Raw genomic sequence first — 19646 nt, forward strand, 5'->3', positions numbered from 1 at the left:
CGCGGCCAGTGTCGCGGCCAGGACGACGGGACAGGCCAGGCTCAGGACACGGCTGACAGGCGATTTCACTGGTTCTCCTCAGGGGTTCTGGGCGGTGCGAAGGATCGGTCGGAGGCGGACCGCGGCGGCGGCTGCCGACGGTGCCGTCAGCTGGTCGATCCCGACGGGATGGGCGGCGCCTGGCCCGGCTGGCCAGGCTGGCCGGACTGGCTCGGCTGGCCGGACTGGCTCGGCTGGCCGGACTGGCTCGGCTGGCCGGACTGGCTCGGCTGACCGGAGCGGAGCCGATGGCCGAGGAAGAAGACGGCCATGACGGGGACGAGGTAGGCGGTCCAGGCGATCGCCTGGGCGACGGTGGTCTGCGGGGTGAAGTTGAGGACGCCCTTGAGCAGCGCCCCGTACCAGGAGCCGGGTGAGATCTGGTCGCTGACGTCGAAGGCGAGGGTGCCCAGCCCGCCGATGACGCCGCCTTCCTGCAGGTCATGGACCGCGTAGGCCAGCACGCCGGCGGCGATCACGATCAGGCCGGCGCCGGTCCAGGTGAAGAAGCGGGCGAGGTTCAGGCGGACCGACCGCCGGTACAGCAGCCAGGCCAGGACGACCGCGGTGACGATGCCCAGGGAGAACCCGATCACGGGTGTGGTCGTGCTCCCCGCGGCCTGCACCGCCGACCAGAAGAACAACGCCGTCTCCAGCCCCTCCCGGGCCACGGCGAGGAAGGCGGTGAGGGCGACGGCGAACGCGCCGAGCTCCAGCGCCGAGGCGAGCCGTCCGTCCAGCTCGGCGCGCATGCCGCGGGCGGTGCGGCGCATCCAGAACACCATCCAGGTGACGAACAGGACCGCGATCGCCGACATCGTGCCGCCGAAGATCTCCTGGCTTCTGAAGTCCGCCAGCAGGGTCGTCGACGTGTAGGTCAACAGTGCCCCGAAGCAGACGCTGACGGCGACCGCCAGGGCGACGCCACCGCCGACGAGCACCAGCCGGTCCTGCCGGCCGACCTTGACCAGGTAGGCGATCAGGATGCTCACGACCAGCGCGGCCTCAAGGCCCTCACGCAGGCCGATCAGGTAGTTGGCGAACACGGCGCTCGATCCTCCAGATCAACAACTATCTGACGATAGTTGTGGAGGTAAGGCATACCTAATGTTCACCGAAAACGCAAGCTCGCTTTCCGCCCGCCATCGGGTCGAGTCGACACAACGAGCCCACAGTGGGCGACGTCCCCGCGCAACACGCTGCCACAATCGACTGGAGGCGCGGCAAAACCGGCGTCGACGGGCAGCGGGTGAGAAGCGACGGGAGGCATCAGTGGCCGGCCGAGCTCATCCCCGCCCGAGCGGCGGTCTGGAGAACGAGGTCGTCGCCTGCCTCGCGGCCGCCGACAGGCCGCTGACCGCGGCCCAGGTGCAGGCCGAGCTGGGCGATGACCTGGCCTACACGACAGTCCTGACGACGCTCCGACGCCTGTACGAGAAACAGGCCCTGACCCGCGTCCCCCGGGGCCGCGCCTACGCGTACCAGCTGGTCGGCAACCTGTCGGAGACCCAGGCCGGGCTCACCGCCCGCCAGATGCAGAAGCTGCTCGACGCCGGCACGGACCGCGCCAGGGTGCTGTCCCAGTTCATCGGAACCCTCGACGAGGACTCCGAACGCATCCTGCGGGACCTGCTCGCCCGCCACCCCGGCCCCGACCAGACCTCGCCGGCATCCGACGCGCAGGAACAGAGGCCGCAGTGACCAGAATCGCCGTCGTGTTCGGATTGATCATGATTCCGATCGTGATCGGCATCGTCGGCGGTCTGGCCGCGCCGCGCGCGGCCCGTCTGCTCCCGCCGGCGGCCGCGACCGTGCTTCTCACGACCTTCGCGGTGACGGTGTCGCTGGCCACCGAGACCGGGCTGTCGTACTCGGCCTATCTCAGTACCGTCGCCGTCTTCCCCAACGCGCACCCGAGCGACTGGTCCATCCCGGTCCTGCGCACGATGCTGCCGGTTCCGAGCCTGGTCGGCCTGGCCGTGGGCGCGCTGGCGCTCGTCCTGCTCGGTCGGGCCGGCGTCCACCTGATCCGGGTGGTGATGGCCGCATGCCGGACCACGGCCGCGGTCAGAGCGTTTCCCGCCGTCGGCGAACTGGCTGTCGTCGACGACGACGACGCGCACGCCTATGCGGTTCCGGGCCGCCACCGCCGGGTCGTCGTCTCCACCGGCATGCTGCGCCTGCTGAGCGGCCCGCAACGCCGGGCGCTGCTCGCCCACGAGCAGGCCCACCTGCGTCATCATCACCACCGCTACGCACAGCTGACCCGCCTCGCCGCCGCGGCCAGTCCCCCGACGGCGATGGTGACCCGCGCCGTCGACCACGCGATCGAGCGGTGGGCCGACGCCGCCGCGGTCCGCGCGGTGGGCGACCCGTCGACCGTGGCCCAGGCGCTGGGCCTGGCCGCGCTCGCCCGACCCGCGGTGCCGCCCCACCTGCTCGGTGCCGCCCACGGCCACGTCGTCGACCGGGTCCAGGACCTTCTCGAGCCGCCGGCCCGCCGGACCTGGGCGGGTGTTCTGCTCGCGGTCGCGACCCTGGTGTGCTGGGCCAGCACGGTCGCGGTCGTCCTCTACCTCCACGGCATCGTCGAGATCTCCGAGGCCGCAACGGGCGGCTGACCCGACGGCACAGCCTCACGACGGCACCAGCCACCCGTCGGCACAGCCACCCGCGGCACAACCCTCGCGGCACAGCCCTCACGGCGGCGCGTGCTCACACCGAACTCACATCGTCACCGACCTACCGTGCTGTCACGGATCGACGGGTACCCGGCCCCGTCGCCGGACGCGCGGGAGGCCCTCGGCAGTGACCGGCTTCGCATCGAACACGCTGGCCCTGGGGCCGGACTTCATCAGTGCGGACAGCCTGGCCAAGGGCGGCCTGGTCGTTGTCCTGCTCGTGGTCTTCGCCGAGTCCGGGCTGCTGGTCGGCTTCTTCCTGCCCGGAGACTCGCTGTTGTTCACCCTCGGCCTGCTGATCTCCCGGGACGAGGTGTCCACGCCGCTGTGGCTCGCCTGTGCCCTCGTCGGCACCGCCGCGGCCCTGGGTGACCAGGTCGGCTATCTCTTCGGCCGGAAGGCCGGCCCCGCGCTCTTCCGCCGCCCGGACTCCCGCCTGTTCCGCCAGGAGCACGTCGACCAGGCACACGCGTTCTTCGAGAAACACGGCCCGCGGTCGATCGTCCTGGCTCGATTCGTCCCCATCGTGCGGACGTTCACCCCGGTCATCGCGGGTGTCAGCGCCATGCACTACCGGATCTTCGTCGTCTACAACATCGTCGGCGCCACTCTGTGGGGCTGCGGCGTCACGATCCTCGGATTCTTTCTCGGTAAGATCGACTTCATTCGGCAGAACGTCGAGGCGATCCTGCTCCTCATCGTGCTGATCTCGGTCGTCCCTGTCCTGGCAGAGGTTTTCCGGGCCCACCGCAAGAAGGCCGCGGCGGCACGCCCAGAATCTCAGGAACACGCCGTTCGCGGCGACGCAGGGTGACCGTTCTCCGCGATCTAGATCTCGTCGCAGAATCCCCGCGCCTCGAGCTCCCGCCGCCACCGCTGCCGCTGCCGCCGCCGCCGCCACTTCAAAGCAAGAAGTAAGGATTTCGGCTACTGAAACAACCGAAATCCTCACTTCTTGTGGATTGCCAAGCGACGCCGTGCCCCACTTGTCCCGATGGCCTGGCCACCCTGCTGTTCATCTGCGCGGCCGGCAGCCGTGTCGGGCGCGGCTGCCGGCTGCCGACGCCGTCGCTGCTCGGGCCGATGCTGGTGGCCGCAGCCGTGCTGGCCACCGGTATCGCCCCCGGGTTCGCTCCCTCGGGGCCACTCCAGGACGTCGTCTGGGTCCTGGTGGGACTCGAGGTCGGCCTGCGCTTCACCGGCCCGGCCGTGCGGCATGCCGGACGCCTCGCGCCCCACCTGCTCAGCGGCATCGTGCTGGTCTGCCTGGTCTGCGCCGGATTCGCGTGGATCCTGGCCGACCTGGCCGGCGTGCCCTTCCTGGAGGCATACCTCGCCACCACCCCCGGCGGCATCAACGCCGTCCTCGCGACCGCCGCGTCCAACCACACCAACGTTCCCGTCGTCGCCGTCGTGCAGAGCCTGCGGCTGTTCCTCGTCGCGCTCCCCACCCCAGTGATCATCGGTTGGGCGACCCGGCGGCCGGCTCGGCGGCCAGCCCGGCACACCGACGAAAGCACCGATGCCCTGGCCGGGTGAGGATCGCCGCGCCGGGGCCAGGCCGGCGGCACGGGCCTGCCGCCGAGGACTCGGGGGCGGGTCAGGATGAGCTGACCGACACCACACCGGCGCCGGGCACCGCGACCCGGCGCTTCTCCCGGGTATGAGCGAACCCCACCATGCCGAACAGGAGCGCGAGCAGGACTGCCGACGACCCGAGGGTGCCGAGAGCGAGCCCGCCCTTGGCGACCGGTTTCGTGAGGAAGTCGCCGACCGTGGCGCCGAGCGGGCGGGTGAGCACGAAGGCGAGCCAGAACAACAGCACGTTCGACGCCGCAGGGACATATCTGAGCGCGAGCAGCAGACCGAGCAGCCCGAGGATGAGCAGTGCGCTCCCCGCGTAGCCGAGGCCCGAGCTGTCCGCCAGGAAGTCACCCATCGAGGTTCCGAGCGTGTTCGACACGAGAATCGCCGACCAGAAGAGGCCTTCACCGCGCAGCGTGTTGATGTCGCGGATCGCGAACGTCAGCCCGGTCTGCTTCCAGACCGCGAACACGGCGATCAGAAGCGAGATCAGGATCGCCGCGCCGACCGGGTAGCCCAGGCCGAGCCCCTGCGGCCCCCAGCCCAACGAGCCGGTCCCCGTGGCCAGGTACTTCCCGCTCGCGTCGCGGTTCATGAAGTCGGAGATGGTCGTGCCGGCGGTGCTGGTGGACAGGATGACCGCCCAGTAGAAGAACGGGTTGTACGCCCGCGATCCCAGCTGGACGGCAAGGGTCGTCACGAAGACCAGGAGAAGTACGACTGTGGTCAGAAAATACCCGAGCCGCAGGGTTTGCGCGAGCAGGTCTCCCGCGGTCTCACCGAGGGTCGTCGCCGCGATCTTCATAACCCAGAACGCCAGCGTGATCTCCGGCAGCTTTTTCAGCGCGTAACTGCCACCGTCGGCCGCTCGGAATTCTTCGACTACGCCACCTTTTACCACTCCGCCTCCCTGGGGCGATTCAGGTCTAAATACCTCACGTAGGGGCGACGGAACGGTTTGGATTCCGGTGTCGTCGCCCGGCACGCGCGTGGCCGAAAAATAGCTGCGACAGCATGTGGAAACGATGTGAGAGAAGCCCCCTCCGGGCGGGCTTCAGAAGGCGGTTGAATCACCCCCGCCTGATCCTCGTAACCATTTGGCCGGTCACGGATTAAGCGCCGTTATACGGGTTGTTCCGGTCCCGCCCGATCCATCCGAGCAGGGCGGCCAGCGGCGGCAGGAACACACCGGCCAGAACACCCGCCAGAAGCCATCCGGCGAGGACATCGGTCGGCCAGTGCACCCCGAGAAGGATCCGGGTGGCCCCTACGGCGAACGCCCACAGGCCCGGTATGGCGACAGCCGCGACCCGTACGGCGGGATGCCGCGCCCGGCGGTACAGCACCGCGGCAAGCCCCGCGGCGACCAGCGCCGACGTGGTCGTATGCCCGGACGGGAAGGCGAAACCCGACGGGTGAGTCACCCAGTCCGCCACCGGTGGCCGTGCCCTGCCGACAATGGTCGCCAGGGACGTCCGGAGCAGCTGACCCGTCAGCAACGCCGCGAACCCGACGCCAGCGCCCAGCCACCAGCGCCCGCGCCGTCCCACCGCGACCGCGCCCGCGACCGCGGCGAGAACGTACGCGCAGGCACCAGCGCCGGTGTTGGTGACCGCGACGGCGACGTCGGACAATTCGGCGCTCCGGTGATCCAGCACCCAGCGGTGCCACCCGGAGTCAAGCGGGAACGGCCTTCCGTTTCTGACGACGACCGCGCACAACAGCCCTGTCAGCAGGAGACCCGACAGGCCAGCGACCAGGCGGCTGGCGGTCTCGGCGCGGCTGCGCCGCGGCCCGGGCGCACCCGCCGGCAGATCAGATGCCGAGCCCACCAACGGCTCCCTCGATCGGTTCGGGCGTGACCAACACACTCGACCGAAGAGTGCCACCGCCGACATGTGCGCACGATTTGAGACACGCGCCACTGGCCTCCCCGCACCCTCCTTCAGCGCACGCACCAGGCTCGGGTCGTCATCCACCACGAGAATTCGCACGCCGGTCAGGGTTGCGCGTGGCGGCTGAATCCCGCCTGAAGGAGCGGGCAGGGGCCTGACCGGGACGGGTGCGGCCCGCCCAGGCGGATCCGGTCACGCGCCGGCATCGCGGGCATGGTCAGGCGGAGCTCTCGTCGGTCTCGGGGTCGTCGGTCCCGGGGTCGAGGGTCCCGGAGTCGAGGGTCCCGGAGTCGAGGGTCCCGGAGTCGGGGATCCCGACGTCGGGGGGCTGGCTGGTCGGGAGGGTGACGGCGACGACGGCGCCGCCGTCGGGATGGTTGCTGGCCGTGGCGGTCCCGTGGTGTGCGTGGGCGGTCGCGGCGACGATGGCGAGCCCCAGGCCCGTCCCTCCGTGATCCCGGGTGCGGGCGCTGTCGGACCGGCGGAAACGTTCGAAGGCGTGTGGGAGGAAGTCGGGGGGAAAGCCCGGGCCGTGGTCGCGGACCTGCACGGCGACGGCCGCCCCGCCCTCGGCCGGGTGGGCCCGTACCTCCACGGCGGTGCCGGGTGGAGCGTGGCGGATGGCGTTGGCCAGGAGGTTGTCGACGGCCTGGCGCAGCAGGTCGGGCTCCGCGTCGACGGTCAGGGTGCGGTCGGCGTCCGTTCGGATCGTGACGTCCCTGGTCTGCGCGTGGCCGGCCGCGGCCCGGCTGGCGCGGTCGAGCAGGTCTCCGACGGACAGCCGCCGCGGGATGACGATGCCGCTGTCCATCCGGGCGAGCGTGAGCATGGATTCGGCGAGCCGGATCAGGCGGTCGGTCTCCTCGGCGGCGTTACCGACGGCTTCGACGAGGTCGTCACGGGTGCGGCCGGGGCGCCCGGCGAGGTCGAGCTCGGCCTTGAGGTTCGTCAGCGGGGTGCGCAGTTCGTGCCCGGCGTCGGCGACGAAGGCCCGGTCGCGGGCGCGGGCGGCGTTCAGCCGGCGCAGCAGGTCGTTCATCGTGGTCGCCAGGGCCGCGATCTCGTCCCGGGTGGCGGGGACGTCCAGCTCGGCGGCGCTGTCGGACTCGCTGATGGCGGCGGTCTGCCGGCGCATGCGGTCGACGGGGCGCAGCGCCGCGCCCGAGAGGAGCCAGGCCGCGAGCCCGGCGAGGGCCACCGTCGGCGCCATCGCCGCGATCATGATGTTGCGGATCCGGTCCTCGGCGGCGTCCACGAGGTCGGTCTCCGTCGCCACCACCAGAACGGTCTGCCGCGGCGTGGTCCGCGGCGGTGCGGTGGGCAGCGGTGCGGAGGGCAGCGGTGCGGAGGGCAGCGGCCCGGCAAGTGCGCGCACGTCCTGCTCTTCGGTGTCCGTTCCCCGGCGCTGCTCCATCTCGAGCGTGAGCGAGGTCATGCCCGTGCGGGCAGCCGCCACCTGGTCCCGGTCGAGCAGCGGCGCCGAACCCGCGACGTCGGTCGAGGCGATGACGGTGCCGTCCGCGCGCAGGAGCTGAGCGGGCCCGGCGCCGGCCTCCTTCAGCTCCGCCTCCGGATCGGACGCCTCCGGGAGCTGGGCGGCGAGGATCGAGAAGCGCGTGCGCAGGCTGGCGTCGACGGAGTTCTGCAGGTCATTGCGCAGCAGCAGGTAGAAGAGCACGCCGGCGGCGACGAGCACGAGCGAGGTTCCGAGCGCGAACAGCAGGGTCAGTCTCACTCGCAGTGGCACGAACGACGCTTCCTCTGTGATCTTCTGGTGTCCGGCGGAACACCGGCTTCCCACGATGATGACCAGGGCAGCGGGCGCTCACGCGGCCAGCGCGCCGGTGGCCAGCAGCCCGAACAGGGCCAGCCCGACCACGATCCGGTAGGCGACGAAGACGTCGAACGAATGCCGGGCCACATACCGCAGCAGCCAGGCGATGGAGGCGTAGGCGACGGCGAAGGAGACCACGGTGCCGACCACCAGCGGCAGTACGGAGACACCGCCGCCGACCGCGTCCTTCAGCTCGTACAGCCCGGCGCCGGTCAGCGCCGGAATCGACAGGAAGAAGGACAGCCGGGTGGCCGCCACCCGGTCCAGGTCGCGGACCAGCGCCGTGGACATCGTCGCCCCGGAACGGGAGAACCCGGGAAAGAGCAGGGCCAGGATCTGGGACGACCCCACGGTCATGGCATCGGTGAGATCGATGTCGTCCTCGCCCCGTTTGCGCCGGCCGAACCGGTCGGCGAACCACATGAAGGCACTTCCGGCGAGCAGCGAACCCGCGACAATCCACAGTGAGGCCAGCGGCCCGTCGATCAGTGACTTGGCGGCCAGCCCGACGGCGACCACCGGCAGCGTCGCGTAGAAGATCCAGCAGGCGAACCGGAACTCGTGATGCTGGCGCAGCTCCCGGTCGGTCAGGCCACGCGCCCAGGCGGTCGCCAGGCGGCGGATGTCGCTGAAGAAGTAGACCAGCACGGCCCCGATCGCGCCCACCTGGATGACCGCCGTGAACGCGACGACCGACTGGTCGTCCACGGGAAGACCCATGATCCCCTCGGCGATCTTGAGGTGACCGGTGGAAGAGATCGGAAGGAACTCCGTCACGCCCTCGACGACACCGAGAACCAGGGCCTGCCCGACACTGATGGCACTCACTGATCGCCTTCCCTGACTGATTCGGCCGCGGTCACGAGCTGGTCACGAGCTGGTCACGAGCGGCGAGCCGTGAGCCGTGAGCCGCGCGGTGGCACGGAGATGCACGTTAGGCCCGGGATCATGTGAGGCTGATTTGATTCGTCCCGGCCCGCCGGGATGGGCGCCGGCCCCCGGCCGGGCCGTCCGCGCGCCGGTTCCGGTCAGTCCGTGCGGGCGCTGGTTCCGGTCAGTCCGTCCGGGCGCTGGTCCGCAGTCGGTAGCCGGCCCCGCGCACCGTCTCCAGCTGCGAGGTGCCGAAGGGCTTGTCGATCTTGCGACGGAGGTAGGCGACGTACTGGTCGACCACGTTGGAGGTTCCGTCGTAGGCGAAGTCCCAGACGTGTTCGAGGATGGCGGTGCGGCGCAGCGCCTCACCGGGGTGGCGCATCAGGTATTCCAGCAGCGCGAACTCCTTCGGCGACAGATCCAGGGGGACCCCGTCGCGGCTCACGGTGCGCCCGGCCGGGTCCAGGCGCAGCCCGTCGACCTCCAGGACGACGGGGCGCTCGTGGGCACCGCGGCGGATCAGGGCCCGGATGCGGGCGGACAGCTCGTCGAAGCTGAACGGTTTGGGCAGGTAGTCGTCGGCGCCCACATCGAGCCCGCGGACGCGGTCCGTCACGGCGCCGCGGGCCGAGAGCATGAGCACCGGGGACCAGCGCCCCGCGGCGCGCAGCCGCCGGCAGACCTCGAACCCGTCGAGGCTCGGCAGCATCAGATCGAGCACGATCACGTCGTAGGTGATCTCGGTGGCCTGCCACACGGCGTCGGCGCCGTCCGCGACGACGTCGACCGCGAACCCCTCCTCCGCCAGGCCCCGGCGCAGCAGCGCGGCGGTGCGTGTCTCGTCCTCCACCACAAGCACCCGCATGACCGAACGATAGGTCGCCTCGGATGTGAGTTCGATGTGAGCTCGATGGGAGCGCCTGGAGGACCTCAGAGTCGCAGGGCCTGCGGCGGGTGCCCGCGGCGGGGCTGGCAGCGCCCAGCGAGGTGATCGGCCGCGGTGATCAGCCGGTCAGCCTGCGGCCGACCCGGACGCGTGGTGGTCGACGTCCCATTCCCGGGGCTCGGCCGGGTCGGCAGGCAGGCTTCCCGGGGGCAGCAGCGCGTACCAGCCCACGTCGTGCCAGCGGCCGGCCTTGTGGCCGACCGCGGGGTAGACACCGACCGGCCGGAACCCGAGCGCGGTGTGCAGGCCGACGCTGGCCTCGTTCGGCAGGGCGATACCGGCGAACAGGGCGACGTAGCCGAGCGTGCGCACCTCGTCGATCAGCCGGGTGTAGAGCAGCCGGCCGAGCCCGCGCCGGCGCTGCCGGGCGGCGAGGTAGATCGAGACATCGGCCGACCAGCGGTAGGCCGCGCGCTCCCGGTGCTGGCTGGCGTAAGCGTAGCCGGCGACCTCGCCCTCGATCTCGGCGACGAACCAGGGCATCAACGGCCGCCCGGTCATGCGTGCGCGCATGACCGCCTCACTGGGCACCTCCACCTCGAAGGTGATGGGCGTCTCCAGCACATAGGGCGCGTAGATGGCCCGGATCGCGGTGGCGTCGGACAGCCTCGCCGGTCTGACCACCGCCTGCGAACGGCCCGCCGGGACCGCCCCGCGGGTGACGCCTGTCATGACGCCGGCCGGAGGCGGTTCAATCGACGCCCCCGCCCGACAAGGCGGGCCGCACTGCGGACTCCGGGGTGGCTCAGCTGATACAGCACACCGACATGAAATCAGGCGGGTCGGGCCCGCGAGGGGCCTTCGCGACCTGCGAAGGCCCCTCTCTTTCCTGGTCCGCCACGCCGGCGATGGAGCACGGCTGGTCAGCCGGTCGGGGTGTCCATGTCACCGACAGCCTCCTCATCGCTTCACGTAAGGAAGATTTGACGGATCCGGGCGGGCAGCGCGCCGTCACCGGTCGCGCCTGGCGGCTGCGCCGCCCAAAGGACCCGCGACGGTTCTGGCCAGGTTCAGCGGGCTACCGGAACGCGCGCGGCAGGCGGCCGGGACGGATACGGCGCTCCCAGGCACTTGTCGACCTGGCCGGTCGGAGAGGTAGCCTGTCTGCGTTGCCCTGAGTCTCGGTATGTGACTTCAGGCGGCGTCGTGGTCCCGTCTTCGCGGGAGCACGGCGAGCGCACTGTGATCGATCAGGCCACATTGCGCTCATCCAGGTCAAGAGTGCCAGCGTCAAGTCCGGGCTTGCTGGCCGGCAACCCTCCTCCGCGGCGGGGTGCCCCCGGTTGTGACCAGGCCGCGTCCGGGTGTCGGGCGTGGCAAGTGCGGACCCTCACCGGGGTCCGATGGACCCGAAGGAGTCACGGCTGTGCCGTCTGTTCAGCCTGCCCTTGACCATCCCGCCGCCCGCGCCGCCACCGCGCCCGCCGCACAAACCGTTCCCGCCGCACAAACCGTTCCCGCCGCACGAACCGGGCTCGCCGCACGAACCGGGCTCGCGGCCCGGGCCACGACCCCGGTCCGGGCTGTACCGGCAAAGTTCCGCGACCGTCAGGTCCTGCCGCCCTGGGCTGGCCCGGCGGCAGCCAGCGCGGGGCACGACGCGCTGCTGCCCGTCGTCGGAGCCGATCTGGACGTCCCGCTGGTCGGCGGTGGCCGCGTCCGCCACGTGAACCTCGACTACGCGGCAAGCGCGCCCAGCCTCGTCGCTGTGGCAGACCAGGTGGCCCGGCTGTTGCCGTACTCGGCGAGCGTGCACCGCGGAGCCGGCTTCGGCTCGCAGGTCTGCACCGCGGTGTACGAGACCGCTCGCGACGAGGTGGGCCGCTTCCTGAGTGTGCGAACGGACGACACGGTGGTGTTCACCCGCAACACCACCGACGCCGTGAACCTGCTCGCGCACTGCGTCGCGCACGCGGTGGGCCGGGCCGCACGGGTGGTGGTTCTCGATCTGGAACATCACGCGAACCTGCTGCCGTGGTCGGCGGTGCGCCGGGAGGTGGTGGAGTCCCGAACGACTCCGGAGGAGACGCTGGACGCGCTCGCCACGGCGTTGCGCGCCGAGCCGACCGCGCTGCTCGCGGTCACCGGGGCCTCCAATGTGACCGGGGAGCGGCTGCCGCTGGCCCGGCTCGCGGCCGTCGCCCATGACGCCGGCGCCCGCCTGTTCGTCGACGCGGCCCAGCTGGCCCCGCATGCCCGGATCGACCTGGCCGGCCTCGGCATCGACTACCTGGCGCTTTCCGGCCACAAGCTGTATGCCCCGTTCGGGGCGGGGGCGCTGGTCGGCCGGCGTGACTGGCTGGATGCCGCCCCGCCCTACCTGGCCGGTGGCGGCGCGGTCCGCGAGGTCACACCGGCCTCCGTCACCTGGGCGGACGCGCCGGCGCGGCACGAGGCCGGCACCCCGAACCTGCCCGGCGTGACGGCGCTGGCGACCGCCTGCCGCACGCTGGCCCAACTGCCCGCGGAGGCACTCGCCGCGCATGATCTGGCACTGCGGCACCACTTGGTGGACGGCCTCGGCGCCCTGCCCGGCGTGCGTGTGCTGGCCTGCTGGCCCGCCGCCGGCACGGACGGGACGCGCGTTCCGGTCGGTGTCGTCACGTTCACGCTCTCCGGGCATCACCCGGACGCCGTCGCCGTGTATCTCGCCGCCGAGCACGGCATCAGCCTGCGCGCCGGCCGCTTCTGCGCGCATCCGCTGCTGCGGCGGCTCGGAGCCCCCGCCGGCGCGCTGCGCGCCAGTGTCGGCGTCGGTTCGACCACCGCCGATGTCGACCGGCTCGTCGAGGCACTGGACGAATACCTGACCGGAGGCCCCCGCTGGCGTTACACATGTGGCCCGGGCGGCTGGGCTCCGGCTCCGGACGATCGGGCACTGCCCGAATGGGCGGCATCCACCCCGGCCGCCCGGGTGCCTGTCACCTCGCCCTGCGGCACCTGATCTGCGATCTCCCCCGCGGGGTGAGCAGACAGCCCAACGCAGGTTTGCCAATTCGGCAAACAATGTTGGGGGACGGACGCACCCTGGGCGAGAGTGGCCCAGTGATCGACAGATTGACCGCCGAAGCGCCCGTGCCCGCACCCGACGCCGCCTCGTCCGACGCACCCTCCCCCGCCGACGACTATCTCGGGAACCCCGCGGTGCAGGCGGAGTGGGACAGGAGGTACGTCGAGCGGGAGCGGCTGTGGAGCGGGCAGCCCAACGGCGCGCTGGTAGCCGAGGTTCGCGGGCTCACGCCCGGACGGGTCCTCGACGTCGGCTGCGGCGAGGGAGCGGACGCCGTCTGGCTCGCGAACCGCGGCTGGGACGTGACCGCGCTCGAGGTCTCGGGTGTGGCGCTGCGGCGAGCGGCCGAGCACGCCCGCGACGCCGGTGTCACGGTGCGATGGGTGCATGCCGAACTGTCCGAGGCGGCGCAGGCGGCGGTGCCACCGGCGTCCTTCGACCTCGTCTCCGCGCAGTACCCGGCCCTGCTGCGCACCCCCGACGCCGCCGCCGAACGGGCACTGCTCGCCGCCGTCACGCCCGGCGGACTGCTGCTGCTCGTGCACCACGCCGGCATGGACGTCCAGCCGGTGCACGACGGCGGCTTCAACCCGGCCGACTACGTCTGGCCCTCGATGGTCGCCGCGCTGCTCGACGACGACTGGGTGGTGGAGTGCGACGAGCAGCGCCCACGGATCGCACCCGGGGGCGGGGCCGGTGCGCACCACACCGACGACGTGGTGCTGCGCGCCCGCCGGCTGCGCTGAGTCGCACCGATCGACACCGCCGGCGTCCTCCGGGAGATGCTGACGGTGCGGCCACGGCGGTAGGAAGGCGTTCCTACCGCGAGCTACAGTGGAATCATGACCGCACGGAAGCTGTCCGTCTCGGTACCGGCAGAGGTCGAGGAGATGATCAAAGCCGCGGCCACGGCGGAGGGCAAGCCGGTCTCCACCTGGCTGGCTGAGGCCGCCGTGGAGAAGGCCCACCTCGCCGCGCTTCACGCCGCCGGCCGGGCCGCCGCCCGCGAGCTGGTGGCGGAGTACGAGGTCGAGCACGGCAAGCTGCCCGAGGAGTCCCGGGCACGTGCTCGGGAGTTCCTGTTGGAGACCGGGCTGCTCGACGACGAGCCGTGGCGGGCAGCCGGGTAGTGCGCACCATCGTCTACGACACCGGCGCGCTGCTGGCCGCCGAGCGGCGCAGCCCGGACTTTCTCGCGTTGCACGACGAGCTCACAGCGGCCCGCATCCGTCCGGTTCTGCCCGTTGTGGTCCTTGCGCAGGCTTGGCGCGGCGGACCGCAGCACCAGATCTCGCGTGTACTCAAGGGCTGCGACCTCCGGCCCGACGACGAGCGCACCGGTCGCGCAGCCGGTGTCATCTGCGCCGCCTCCGCGACCGCGGACGTCGTGGACGCGATCGTCGTCGCCACCGCTGTCCAGTACCAGGCCGCGGTGGTCACCAGTGACCCCGAGGACCTCCACCATCTCGCCGACTCCATCGGCGTCAAGGTGCGGCTCTTCACCGTCTGAACATCAGCAGGCCACGACGGCCGCACGGCGAAACCTATCCGGTGCTCTCCCAGCTGCTCGCCCTGCGCCGCCGGTACCTGCAAATCCTGACCGACACCCCGAACCGGGCTGGTCAGCCGCCGATGGCCACGATCTCCGCCTCGTTCTCGCCCGGCTGACGCACCCGGCCCGGCAGGATGACGGCGGTGATCACGGCGGCGAGGATCATGATTCCCGCGCCCCACCAGAACACGGTGGTGTAGCTCTCCAGCGAGGCGAGCACCGGCAGCATCGGGCCAGGCGCGTGTGAGTCGATGTAGTTGTCGGCGGCCGTGGCCGCCATGGTGCTCAGCAGCGCGGTGCCGACCGAGCCTCCGACCTGCTGGACGGTGTTGACCACCGCGGACGCGGCGCCGGCGTCCTGGGCCGCGACGCCCGCGGTGCTCAGGCTCATCGCGGAGGCGAAGACGGCGCCGACGCCAGCCCCGAAGATCATGGTCGCCGGCAGGACGCTGCCCAGATACGTCGAGCCGAGGTCGATGTCGGTGAGCATCCACAGACCGACGCCCGCGACCGCGAGACCCGGGGCGATGATGTAGCGCGGCCCGACCCGCTGCGTGAGCACCGCCGACCCGAACTGCGCCGAGACCATGAGCGCGGCCGTCATCGGCAGGAACGCAAGGCCCGACCTCACCGCGCTGAACTCGAGGTTCTGCTGCAGGTAGTAGGTGAGGAAGAGGAAGACCCCGAACATGCCGGCACCCGACATGAGCATCGCCACCAACGACCCGCCACGGTAGCGGTCGAGCACGACGCGCAGCGGGAGAACCGGCTGGGCGACCCGCTGCTGGACGAGGACGAACGCGATCAGCAGCACCGCGGCGACGGCGAGGCAGCCGATCGTCACCGAGTCGGACCAGCCGTCGGTCTCCGCCCGCGAGAACCCGTAGACCAGGGCGAACAGGCCACTGGACACGAGCACGATGCCCGGGATGTCGATCCTCGGCCGCTCCTGCTCCATCTCGTGGCGCAGCCACAGGGCGCCGCCGAGGAACGCCACCGCTGCGAAGAAGAGGTTCACGTACATGCACCAGCGCCAGGACAGGTACTCGGTGAGCACGCCGCCGAGCAGCAGCCCGATGGCCGCGCCGCCACCGGCGATCGCCCCGTAGATACCGAACGCCTTGGAGCGCTCCTTCACATCGGTGAAGGTGGTGCTCAGAAGCGCCAGGGCGGCCGGGGCGAGGAGAGCTCCGAACGCACCCTGCACGACCCGGGACGCCACCAGCATGGCGAAGCTGGTCGCCGCGCCCCCGACGGCCGAGGCGACGGCGAACCCGATCAGACCGAGCAGGAACATCCGCTTGCGCCCGTACAGGTCGGCGAGCCGGCCGCCGAGCAGCAGCAGGCTGCCGAAGGCAAGCGCGTAGCCCGTCACGATCCACTGGCGCTGGTCGTTGCTGAAGTCCAGAGCCTGCTGGGCCGACGGCAGCGCGATGTTCACCACCGTCCCGTCCAGGACGACCATCAGCTGGGCCAGGCCGAGCACGCACAGCACCCACCAGCGCTTGTCGTTGACGCTGGCGGAGCCGCTCTCGGCCCGTGGCGCCTCCGTAGCGACGCCGGCTTCCGTACCTGTTGTCGACATGACCATCCCGCCTGATCGAAGTGGACATCAACTGTCCGCTTCAGCCAAGCTAGTGGAAACGGACATCATCGGTCCACTTTTGGCGGGTGGCCTTGTTCACGACGAGCGGCACACTGATCGACAGGTCGGTCGCACTGGGCCCAGCCCCGGGCTCGGAGAACTCGGCACACCACCGCCTACCGACCCGTCCACTACGCCGGGTAGTTAGCCTTACGACATCGGCCCCACCCGCGGGAGAGAATGCACCCATGTCCGCCACACCTACGGTCAGCGGTCCTGACGCTCCGCGTGCACGTAAGGATGCGGTACGCAATCGCGCCATCCTCCTGGAGACCGCCGACAGGCTCATCGCCATCCGCGGGCTCGACGTCACGTTCCATCAGCTCGCCGCCGCGGCCGGTATGGGAGTCGGCACCGTCTACCGGCACTTCGCCGACCGGGAAGCACTGCTCGGTGCCCTGATCGAGCAGCGGTTCGACACCGCGCACGACATCCTGAGCGCGGCCGAGCGGATCTCCGACCCGATCGAGGCATTGCGCACGGCGATTGTTCGCACCTGCGAGTACCACCTCTCCGACCGTGCGCTGTGGCAGGCGATGATGTCCGCCACCAAACGCCACCAGGAGCTGGCGCGAGAGCGACTGTCGCCCATCTGCACCCGCATCGTGGAGAGAGCCATCGCCAGCGGCCGTCTCCGCGATGACTTCACCGCCCAGGACCTACCCATGATCTTCCTACTCACGGGGGGCCTGAGTCGGAACGCGGATGTCCGCCCCGACCTCTGGCGGCGCTATGTCGAATCCATCATCGACGGCTTCATGCTCGACGAATCCGACCGCGTGGGCGCAGCCGTGCCCGCGGCACCGACCGACAACGAAGTCGAAAGAATAATGTCGTGCATTGAATGATCTTTTCCATGGCACAGTCGCGCGCTCCGGCGCCGTGACTGCCGGGCGGGATCCGGGAATCGTGGTCACGGGGGCCCGTCACAGAATCCCGAGCTTCGGGCTTCCGCCTCCCCTCCCGCCGCACCGCCGCACCGCCGCACCGCCGCACCGCCGCACCGCCGCACCGCCGCACCGCCGCACCGCCGCACCGCCGCTTCCGAGCAAAGAATTGAGGATTTTGGCTGCTGCAGCAACCGCAATCCTCAGTTCTTGCGGATTGCCAAGCGCCTTCGTGCCCCATTTACCCTATTGATGTGAATTGCTCGCGCTGTGCGGCGGCGCGGGACCCCGGGTGGGTCACCGCGCGACGCTTGGATACGGAGTGGTACGAACCGCCAGGTCGCGATCGAGGGGCGCCGGATCCGCCATTTCTCGAGATTTTGCTACATGCGCGGCGGCGACGAAAATCCTCAGACCTTCGCGATCCGGCGCGCGACTGCGCCCACGTAAGAGCCGAAACACCTTGATTACCTGAATTTTACCGCGCACCGGAATGTCATGGACCGGGCGATCCCGGGGTGCGGACCAAGCAGACCCCAACGCATGTTCTGGACATTTACGCGCCGCACGCACGGAACCCCCAGAAGCCAGCAGATTTCTCACGGGTGGGCCGAGCCAGCCACCAGGCGGTGCATTCGAACAAAAGACGAGATGGGAGGATGCCGCCGAACACCGAGAGGAGATCGTGTGGTGGACCAGGCCCGGCCCGAGGACACAACCAGTACGGATGACCACGTCACGACCTGGGCGGTGGAAAACGACTTCGTGCGGCCTCAGTTGTCAGGAATCAGCGGGCGCGCCATCTCCCTGCCCGGAGCACCCGCATTTTCCACTGTTCGCAGCGCTTCTGCCGGACCCGCGGACGTCAACGCCACGACTCCGACGGCTCCGCCCATTCCCGCGCAGAGGTCCACCGCACCGAGGTCCACCGCACAGGGGTCCGACACGCGGACGTCCATCGCGACACGCCCCGCGGCACGCCCCGCGGCCGCGCTCGAAAGCCTCGCAGGTCCCGCGCCGCTGACGGAGGACGACACCTGGCAGCGGGTGCCCGTCGGACGGCTCACGGCCGCCACCGGGCCCGGCCTGGCGGTCGTGGTCATCCTGATCGGCGCCGGGTACCTGACCTGGCGGGCCGGCACCCTGAGCGGCTCCGGGGTGGCCGGGTTCCTCTTCTACTCCGCGGAGGTCGCCAGCTACCTCACGATCGTGTGGACGGCGGTGATGACATCCCGGATCCGGCCCGGGCGGGTGCGGCGCCCACCGGCGCCCACCGGCACCCTCGACGTCTTCGTCACCGTCTGCGGCGAGCCGGTGGAGATCGTCGAGGCGACACTGCGGGCCGCGCTGGCGATCGACTACCCGCACCGCACCTACGTGCTCAACGACGGCCGGATCGCCCGGCGGGGGAACTGGCGCGAGATCGACGAGCTCGCCGCCCGGCTCGGGCTGACCTGCTTCACCCGCACGACCGGGGCGAGGGGCAAGGCGGCCAACTTGAACCACGCCCTCGCGCGCACCGACTCCGAGGCGATCATGACGCTGGACGCCGACCACATCGCCGTCCCCGATCTGGCGGAACGGGTCCTGGGCTACCTGCGCAACCCACGGGTCGGCTTCGTCTGCACCGAGCAGCGCTTCGACGTCGGGCGGTACGACGTCCTCAACAACGCCGAGCCGATGCTGTACCGGGCGGTGCAGCCGGCGAAGGACCGGGACGGCGCGGCCTCCTCCTGCGGAAACGGCACCCTGTACCGGCGGGCGGCCCTGACGTCCGCCGGCGGGTTCAGCGAGTGGAACATCGTCGAGGACCTGCACACCTCCTACGAGCTGCACTCCCGCGGCTGGCGCAGCGTCTACCACCCGGAGCCGGTGTCCGTCGGCATAGCGCCGGCGACCGCGGCCGAGTACGCCAAGCAGCGCAGCCGGTGGGCGATGGACGGGCTACGCCTGCTGCTGTTCGACAACCCGCTGCGCAAGCCGGGACTGACCGGCTGGCAGCGCACCCACTACCTGCACACCGGCGTCGGCTACCTGGTGGCGTGCGCGCAGATGATGTTCCTGCTCGGACCGCCGATGAACGCGCTGGCCGGGGTGCGGATCGCCGCCGGGGTCTCGCTGACCGACTACGTGCTGCACGCCCTGCCCTACCTCGTCGGGTCGATGCTGGTCGTCGCCCGCCACACCGGCGTGCGCGGCGCACACCGGACGATCGCCAGCACCCTGTTCAACGCGCCGCTCTACGCGCTGGCCTTCGTCCGCGTCGTGCTCGCCGGGCGCCCCGAATCCGGGGCCACCGCGAAGACCGCACTGCCCCGGATGTCGCTTCTGCTGCTCCCCCAGGCCCTGTTCGCCGCCGCGCTGATCGCCACCATCGTCGTGGTCGGGCTCGACCCGGACGTGGCCGACCTGTCCGGCCTGGTGTGGGCAGGCGCCTTGCTGGCGATGATCGCCGGGCCGCTGTCCGCGCTCTCGGAACGATCCTCGACGGTCGAGCGGGCCCAGCTCCCCATCCGGGCCGCCATCGCGGTGACTGTGCTCGGCCTCGCCACGACTGCCCTGCTCACCAGCTGACCTGCCGGGACGTCCTTCCGAGGCGGGCGACGTGCCTCCGGTTGGCGCGCGGTGCGCCTGCGGCTGGCGCGCGGGGTGCCTATGACCGGCGGGCGGGGTGCCTGCGGCTGGTTGGCGGGCAGGGTG

The 19646-nt window shown here is 71.0% G+C and carries 18 protein-coding genes and 1 riboswitch; of the genes, 10 read left to right on the forward strand and 8 right to left on the reverse strand.

Going from position 1 to position 19646, the window contains the following annotated elements; translation table 11 throughout:
• Positions 1-146: 146 nt before the first annotated feature.
• A complete protein-coding gene (gene efeU / locus FREUN1FDRAFT_RS12020) occupies positions 147-1085 on the reverse strand; it encodes an iron uptake transporter permease EfeU (protein WP_006540312.1) in 939 nt (312 codons plus the stop codon).
• 226 nt (positions 1086-1311) lie between these two features.
• Between efeU and FREUN1FDRAFT_RS12025 the strand changes: the two genes are divergently transcribed.
• The 4 genes from FREUN1FDRAFT_RS12025 (at position 1312) to FREUN1FDRAFT_RS12040 (ending at position 4259) form a co-directional block, all read left to right on the forward strand.
• On the forward strand, positions 1312-1740 hold the full coding sequence (locus FREUN1FDRAFT_RS12025) for a BlaI/MecI/CopY family transcriptional regulator (RefSeq protein WP_006540313.1): 429 nt from the start codon (positions 1312-1314) through the stop codon (positions 1738-1740).
• Entirely contained in the window at positions 1737-2660 is a 924-nt protein-coding gene (locus FREUN1FDRAFT_RS12030) for a M56 family metallopeptidase (protein ID WP_006540314.1), read from the forward strand. Before FREUN1FDRAFT_RS12025 ends, FREUN1FDRAFT_RS12030 begins: the two co-directional genes overlap by 4 nt.
• Before the next feature lie 187 nt (positions 2661-2847).
• Positions 2848-3534, forward strand: a complete 687-nt coding sequence (locus FREUN1FDRAFT_RS12035) for a VTT domain-containing protein (protein ID WP_006540315.1) — start codon at positions 2848-2850, stop codon at positions 3532-3534.
• A 143-nt stretch (positions 3535-3677) separates the two neighbouring features.
• The gene (locus tag FREUN1FDRAFT_RS12040; RefSeq protein WP_232295151.1) at positions 3678-4259 is read left to right on the forward strand and encodes an AbrB family transcriptional regulator; all 582 of its coding nucleotides are present in this window, start codon (positions 3678-3680) and stop codon (positions 4257-4259) included.
• Positions 4260-4320: 61 nt separating this feature from the next.
• Here the strand turns inward: FREUN1FDRAFT_RS12040 and FREUN1FDRAFT_RS12045 are convergent, their stop codons facing one another.
• The 6 genes from FREUN1FDRAFT_RS12045 to FREUN1FDRAFT_RS12070 all read right to left on the reverse strand — a co-directional run bounded on the left by FREUN1FDRAFT_RS12045 (position 4321) and on the right by FREUN1FDRAFT_RS12070 (position 10524).
• Positions 4321-5109, reverse strand: a complete 789-nt coding sequence (locus tag FREUN1FDRAFT_RS12045; protein ID WP_035951360.1) for a membrane protein — start codon at positions 5107-5109, stop codon at positions 4321-4323.
• Between the two features lie 307 nt (positions 5110-5416).
• Positions 5417-6136: a phosphatase PAP2 family protein gene (locus FREUN1FDRAFT_RS12050; protein WP_006540318.1), complete on the reverse strand. Its 720-nt coding sequence runs from the start codon at positions 6134-6136 to the stop codon at positions 5417-5419.
• A gap of 280 nt (positions 6137-6416) precedes the next feature.
• Positions 6417-7946, reverse strand: coding sequence for an ATP-binding protein (locus tag FREUN1FDRAFT_RS12055; RefSeq protein ID WP_006540319.1), 1530 nt, complete (start codon positions 7944-7946; stop codon positions 6417-6419).
• A gap of 78 nt (positions 7947-8024) precedes the next feature.
• Positions 8025-8861: an undecaprenyl-diphosphate phosphatase gene (locus tag FREUN1FDRAFT_RS12060; RefSeq protein WP_006540320.1), complete on the reverse strand. Its 837-nt coding sequence runs from the start codon at positions 8859-8861 to the stop codon at positions 8025-8027.
• Positions 8862-9087: 226 nt separating this feature from the next.
• Positions 9088-9771 carry a response regulator transcription factor gene (locus FREUN1FDRAFT_RS12065; protein WP_006540321.1) on the reverse strand — a complete coding sequence of 228 codons (684 nt, stop codon included), beginning with the start codon at positions 9769-9771 and terminating at the stop codon, positions 9088-9090.
• Between the two features lie 147 nt (positions 9772-9918).
• The gene (locus FREUN1FDRAFT_RS12070) at positions 9919-10524 is read right to left on the reverse strand and encodes an arsinothricin resistance N-acetyltransferase ArsN1 family B (RefSeq protein WP_006540322.1); all 606 of its coding nucleotides are present in this window, start codon (positions 10522-10524) and stop codon (positions 9919-9921) included.
• 541 nt (positions 10525-11065) lie between these two features.
• Positions 11066-11181: riboswitch (SAM riboswitch) on the forward strand.
• Between the two features lie 37 nt (positions 11182-11218).
• On the opposite strand from FREUN1FDRAFT_RS12070, the gene FREUN1FDRAFT_RS12075 reads away from it, so the two are divergent.
• The 4 genes from FREUN1FDRAFT_RS12075 (at position 11219) to FREUN1FDRAFT_RS12090 (ending at position 14372) form a co-directional block, all read left to right on the forward strand.
• Positions 11219-12796 carry an aminotransferase class V-fold PLP-dependent enzyme gene (locus tag FREUN1FDRAFT_RS12075; RefSeq protein ID WP_006540323.1) on the forward strand — a complete coding sequence of 526 codons (1578 nt, stop codon included), beginning with the start codon at positions 11219-11221 and terminating at the stop codon, positions 12794-12796.
• An 83-nt stretch (positions 12797-12879) separates the two neighbouring features.
• Positions 12880-13608, forward strand: a complete 729-nt coding sequence (locus FREUN1FDRAFT_RS12080) for a class I SAM-dependent methyltransferase (RefSeq protein WP_369809789.1) — start codon at positions 12880-12882, stop codon at positions 13606-13608.
• 96 nt (positions 13609-13704) lie between these two features.
• A complete protein-coding gene (locus FREUN1FDRAFT_RS12085; protein ID WP_006540325.1) occupies positions 13705-13992 on the forward strand; it encodes a hypothetical protein in 288 nt (95 codons plus the stop codon).
• The gene (locus tag FREUN1FDRAFT_RS12090) at positions 13992-14372 is read left to right on the forward strand and encodes a PIN domain-containing protein (RefSeq protein ID WP_006540326.1); all 381 of its coding nucleotides are present in this window, start codon (positions 13992-13994) and stop codon (positions 14370-14372) included. The genes FREUN1FDRAFT_RS12085 and FREUN1FDRAFT_RS12090 overlap by 1 nt, the downstream gene beginning before the upstream one ends.
• A 112-nt stretch (positions 14373-14484) precedes the next feature.
• Here the strand turns inward: FREUN1FDRAFT_RS12090 and FREUN1FDRAFT_RS12095 are convergent, their stop codons facing one another.
• Complete coding sequence (locus FREUN1FDRAFT_RS12095; RefSeq protein ID WP_006540327.1) at positions 14485-15999, reverse strand: MFS transporter; 1515 nt, start codon at positions 15997-15999, stop codon at positions 14485-14487.
• Positions 16000-16247: 248 nt separating this feature from the next.
• On the opposite strand from FREUN1FDRAFT_RS12095, the gene FREUN1FDRAFT_RS12100 reads away from it, so the two are divergent.
• Positions 16248-16907, forward strand: coding sequence for a TetR/AcrR family transcriptional regulator (locus FREUN1FDRAFT_RS12100; RefSeq protein WP_006540328.1), 660 nt, complete (start codon positions 16248-16250; stop codon positions 16905-16907).
• Positions 16908-17633: 726 nt separating this feature from the next.
• Positions 17634-19520 (forward strand): glycosyltransferase, encoded by a 1887-nt coding sequence (locus tag FREUN1FDRAFT_RS12105; protein WP_006540329.1) that lies wholly within the window; start codon positions 17634-17636, stop codon positions 19518-19520.
• Positions 19521-19646 lie beyond the last annotated feature (126 nt).

Origin of the sequence: Parafrankia sp. EUN1f (genome assembly GCF_000177675.1) — a bacterium.
Classification (GTDB): domain Bacteria; phylum Actinomycetota; class Actinomycetes; order Frankiales; family Frankiaceae; genus Parafrankia.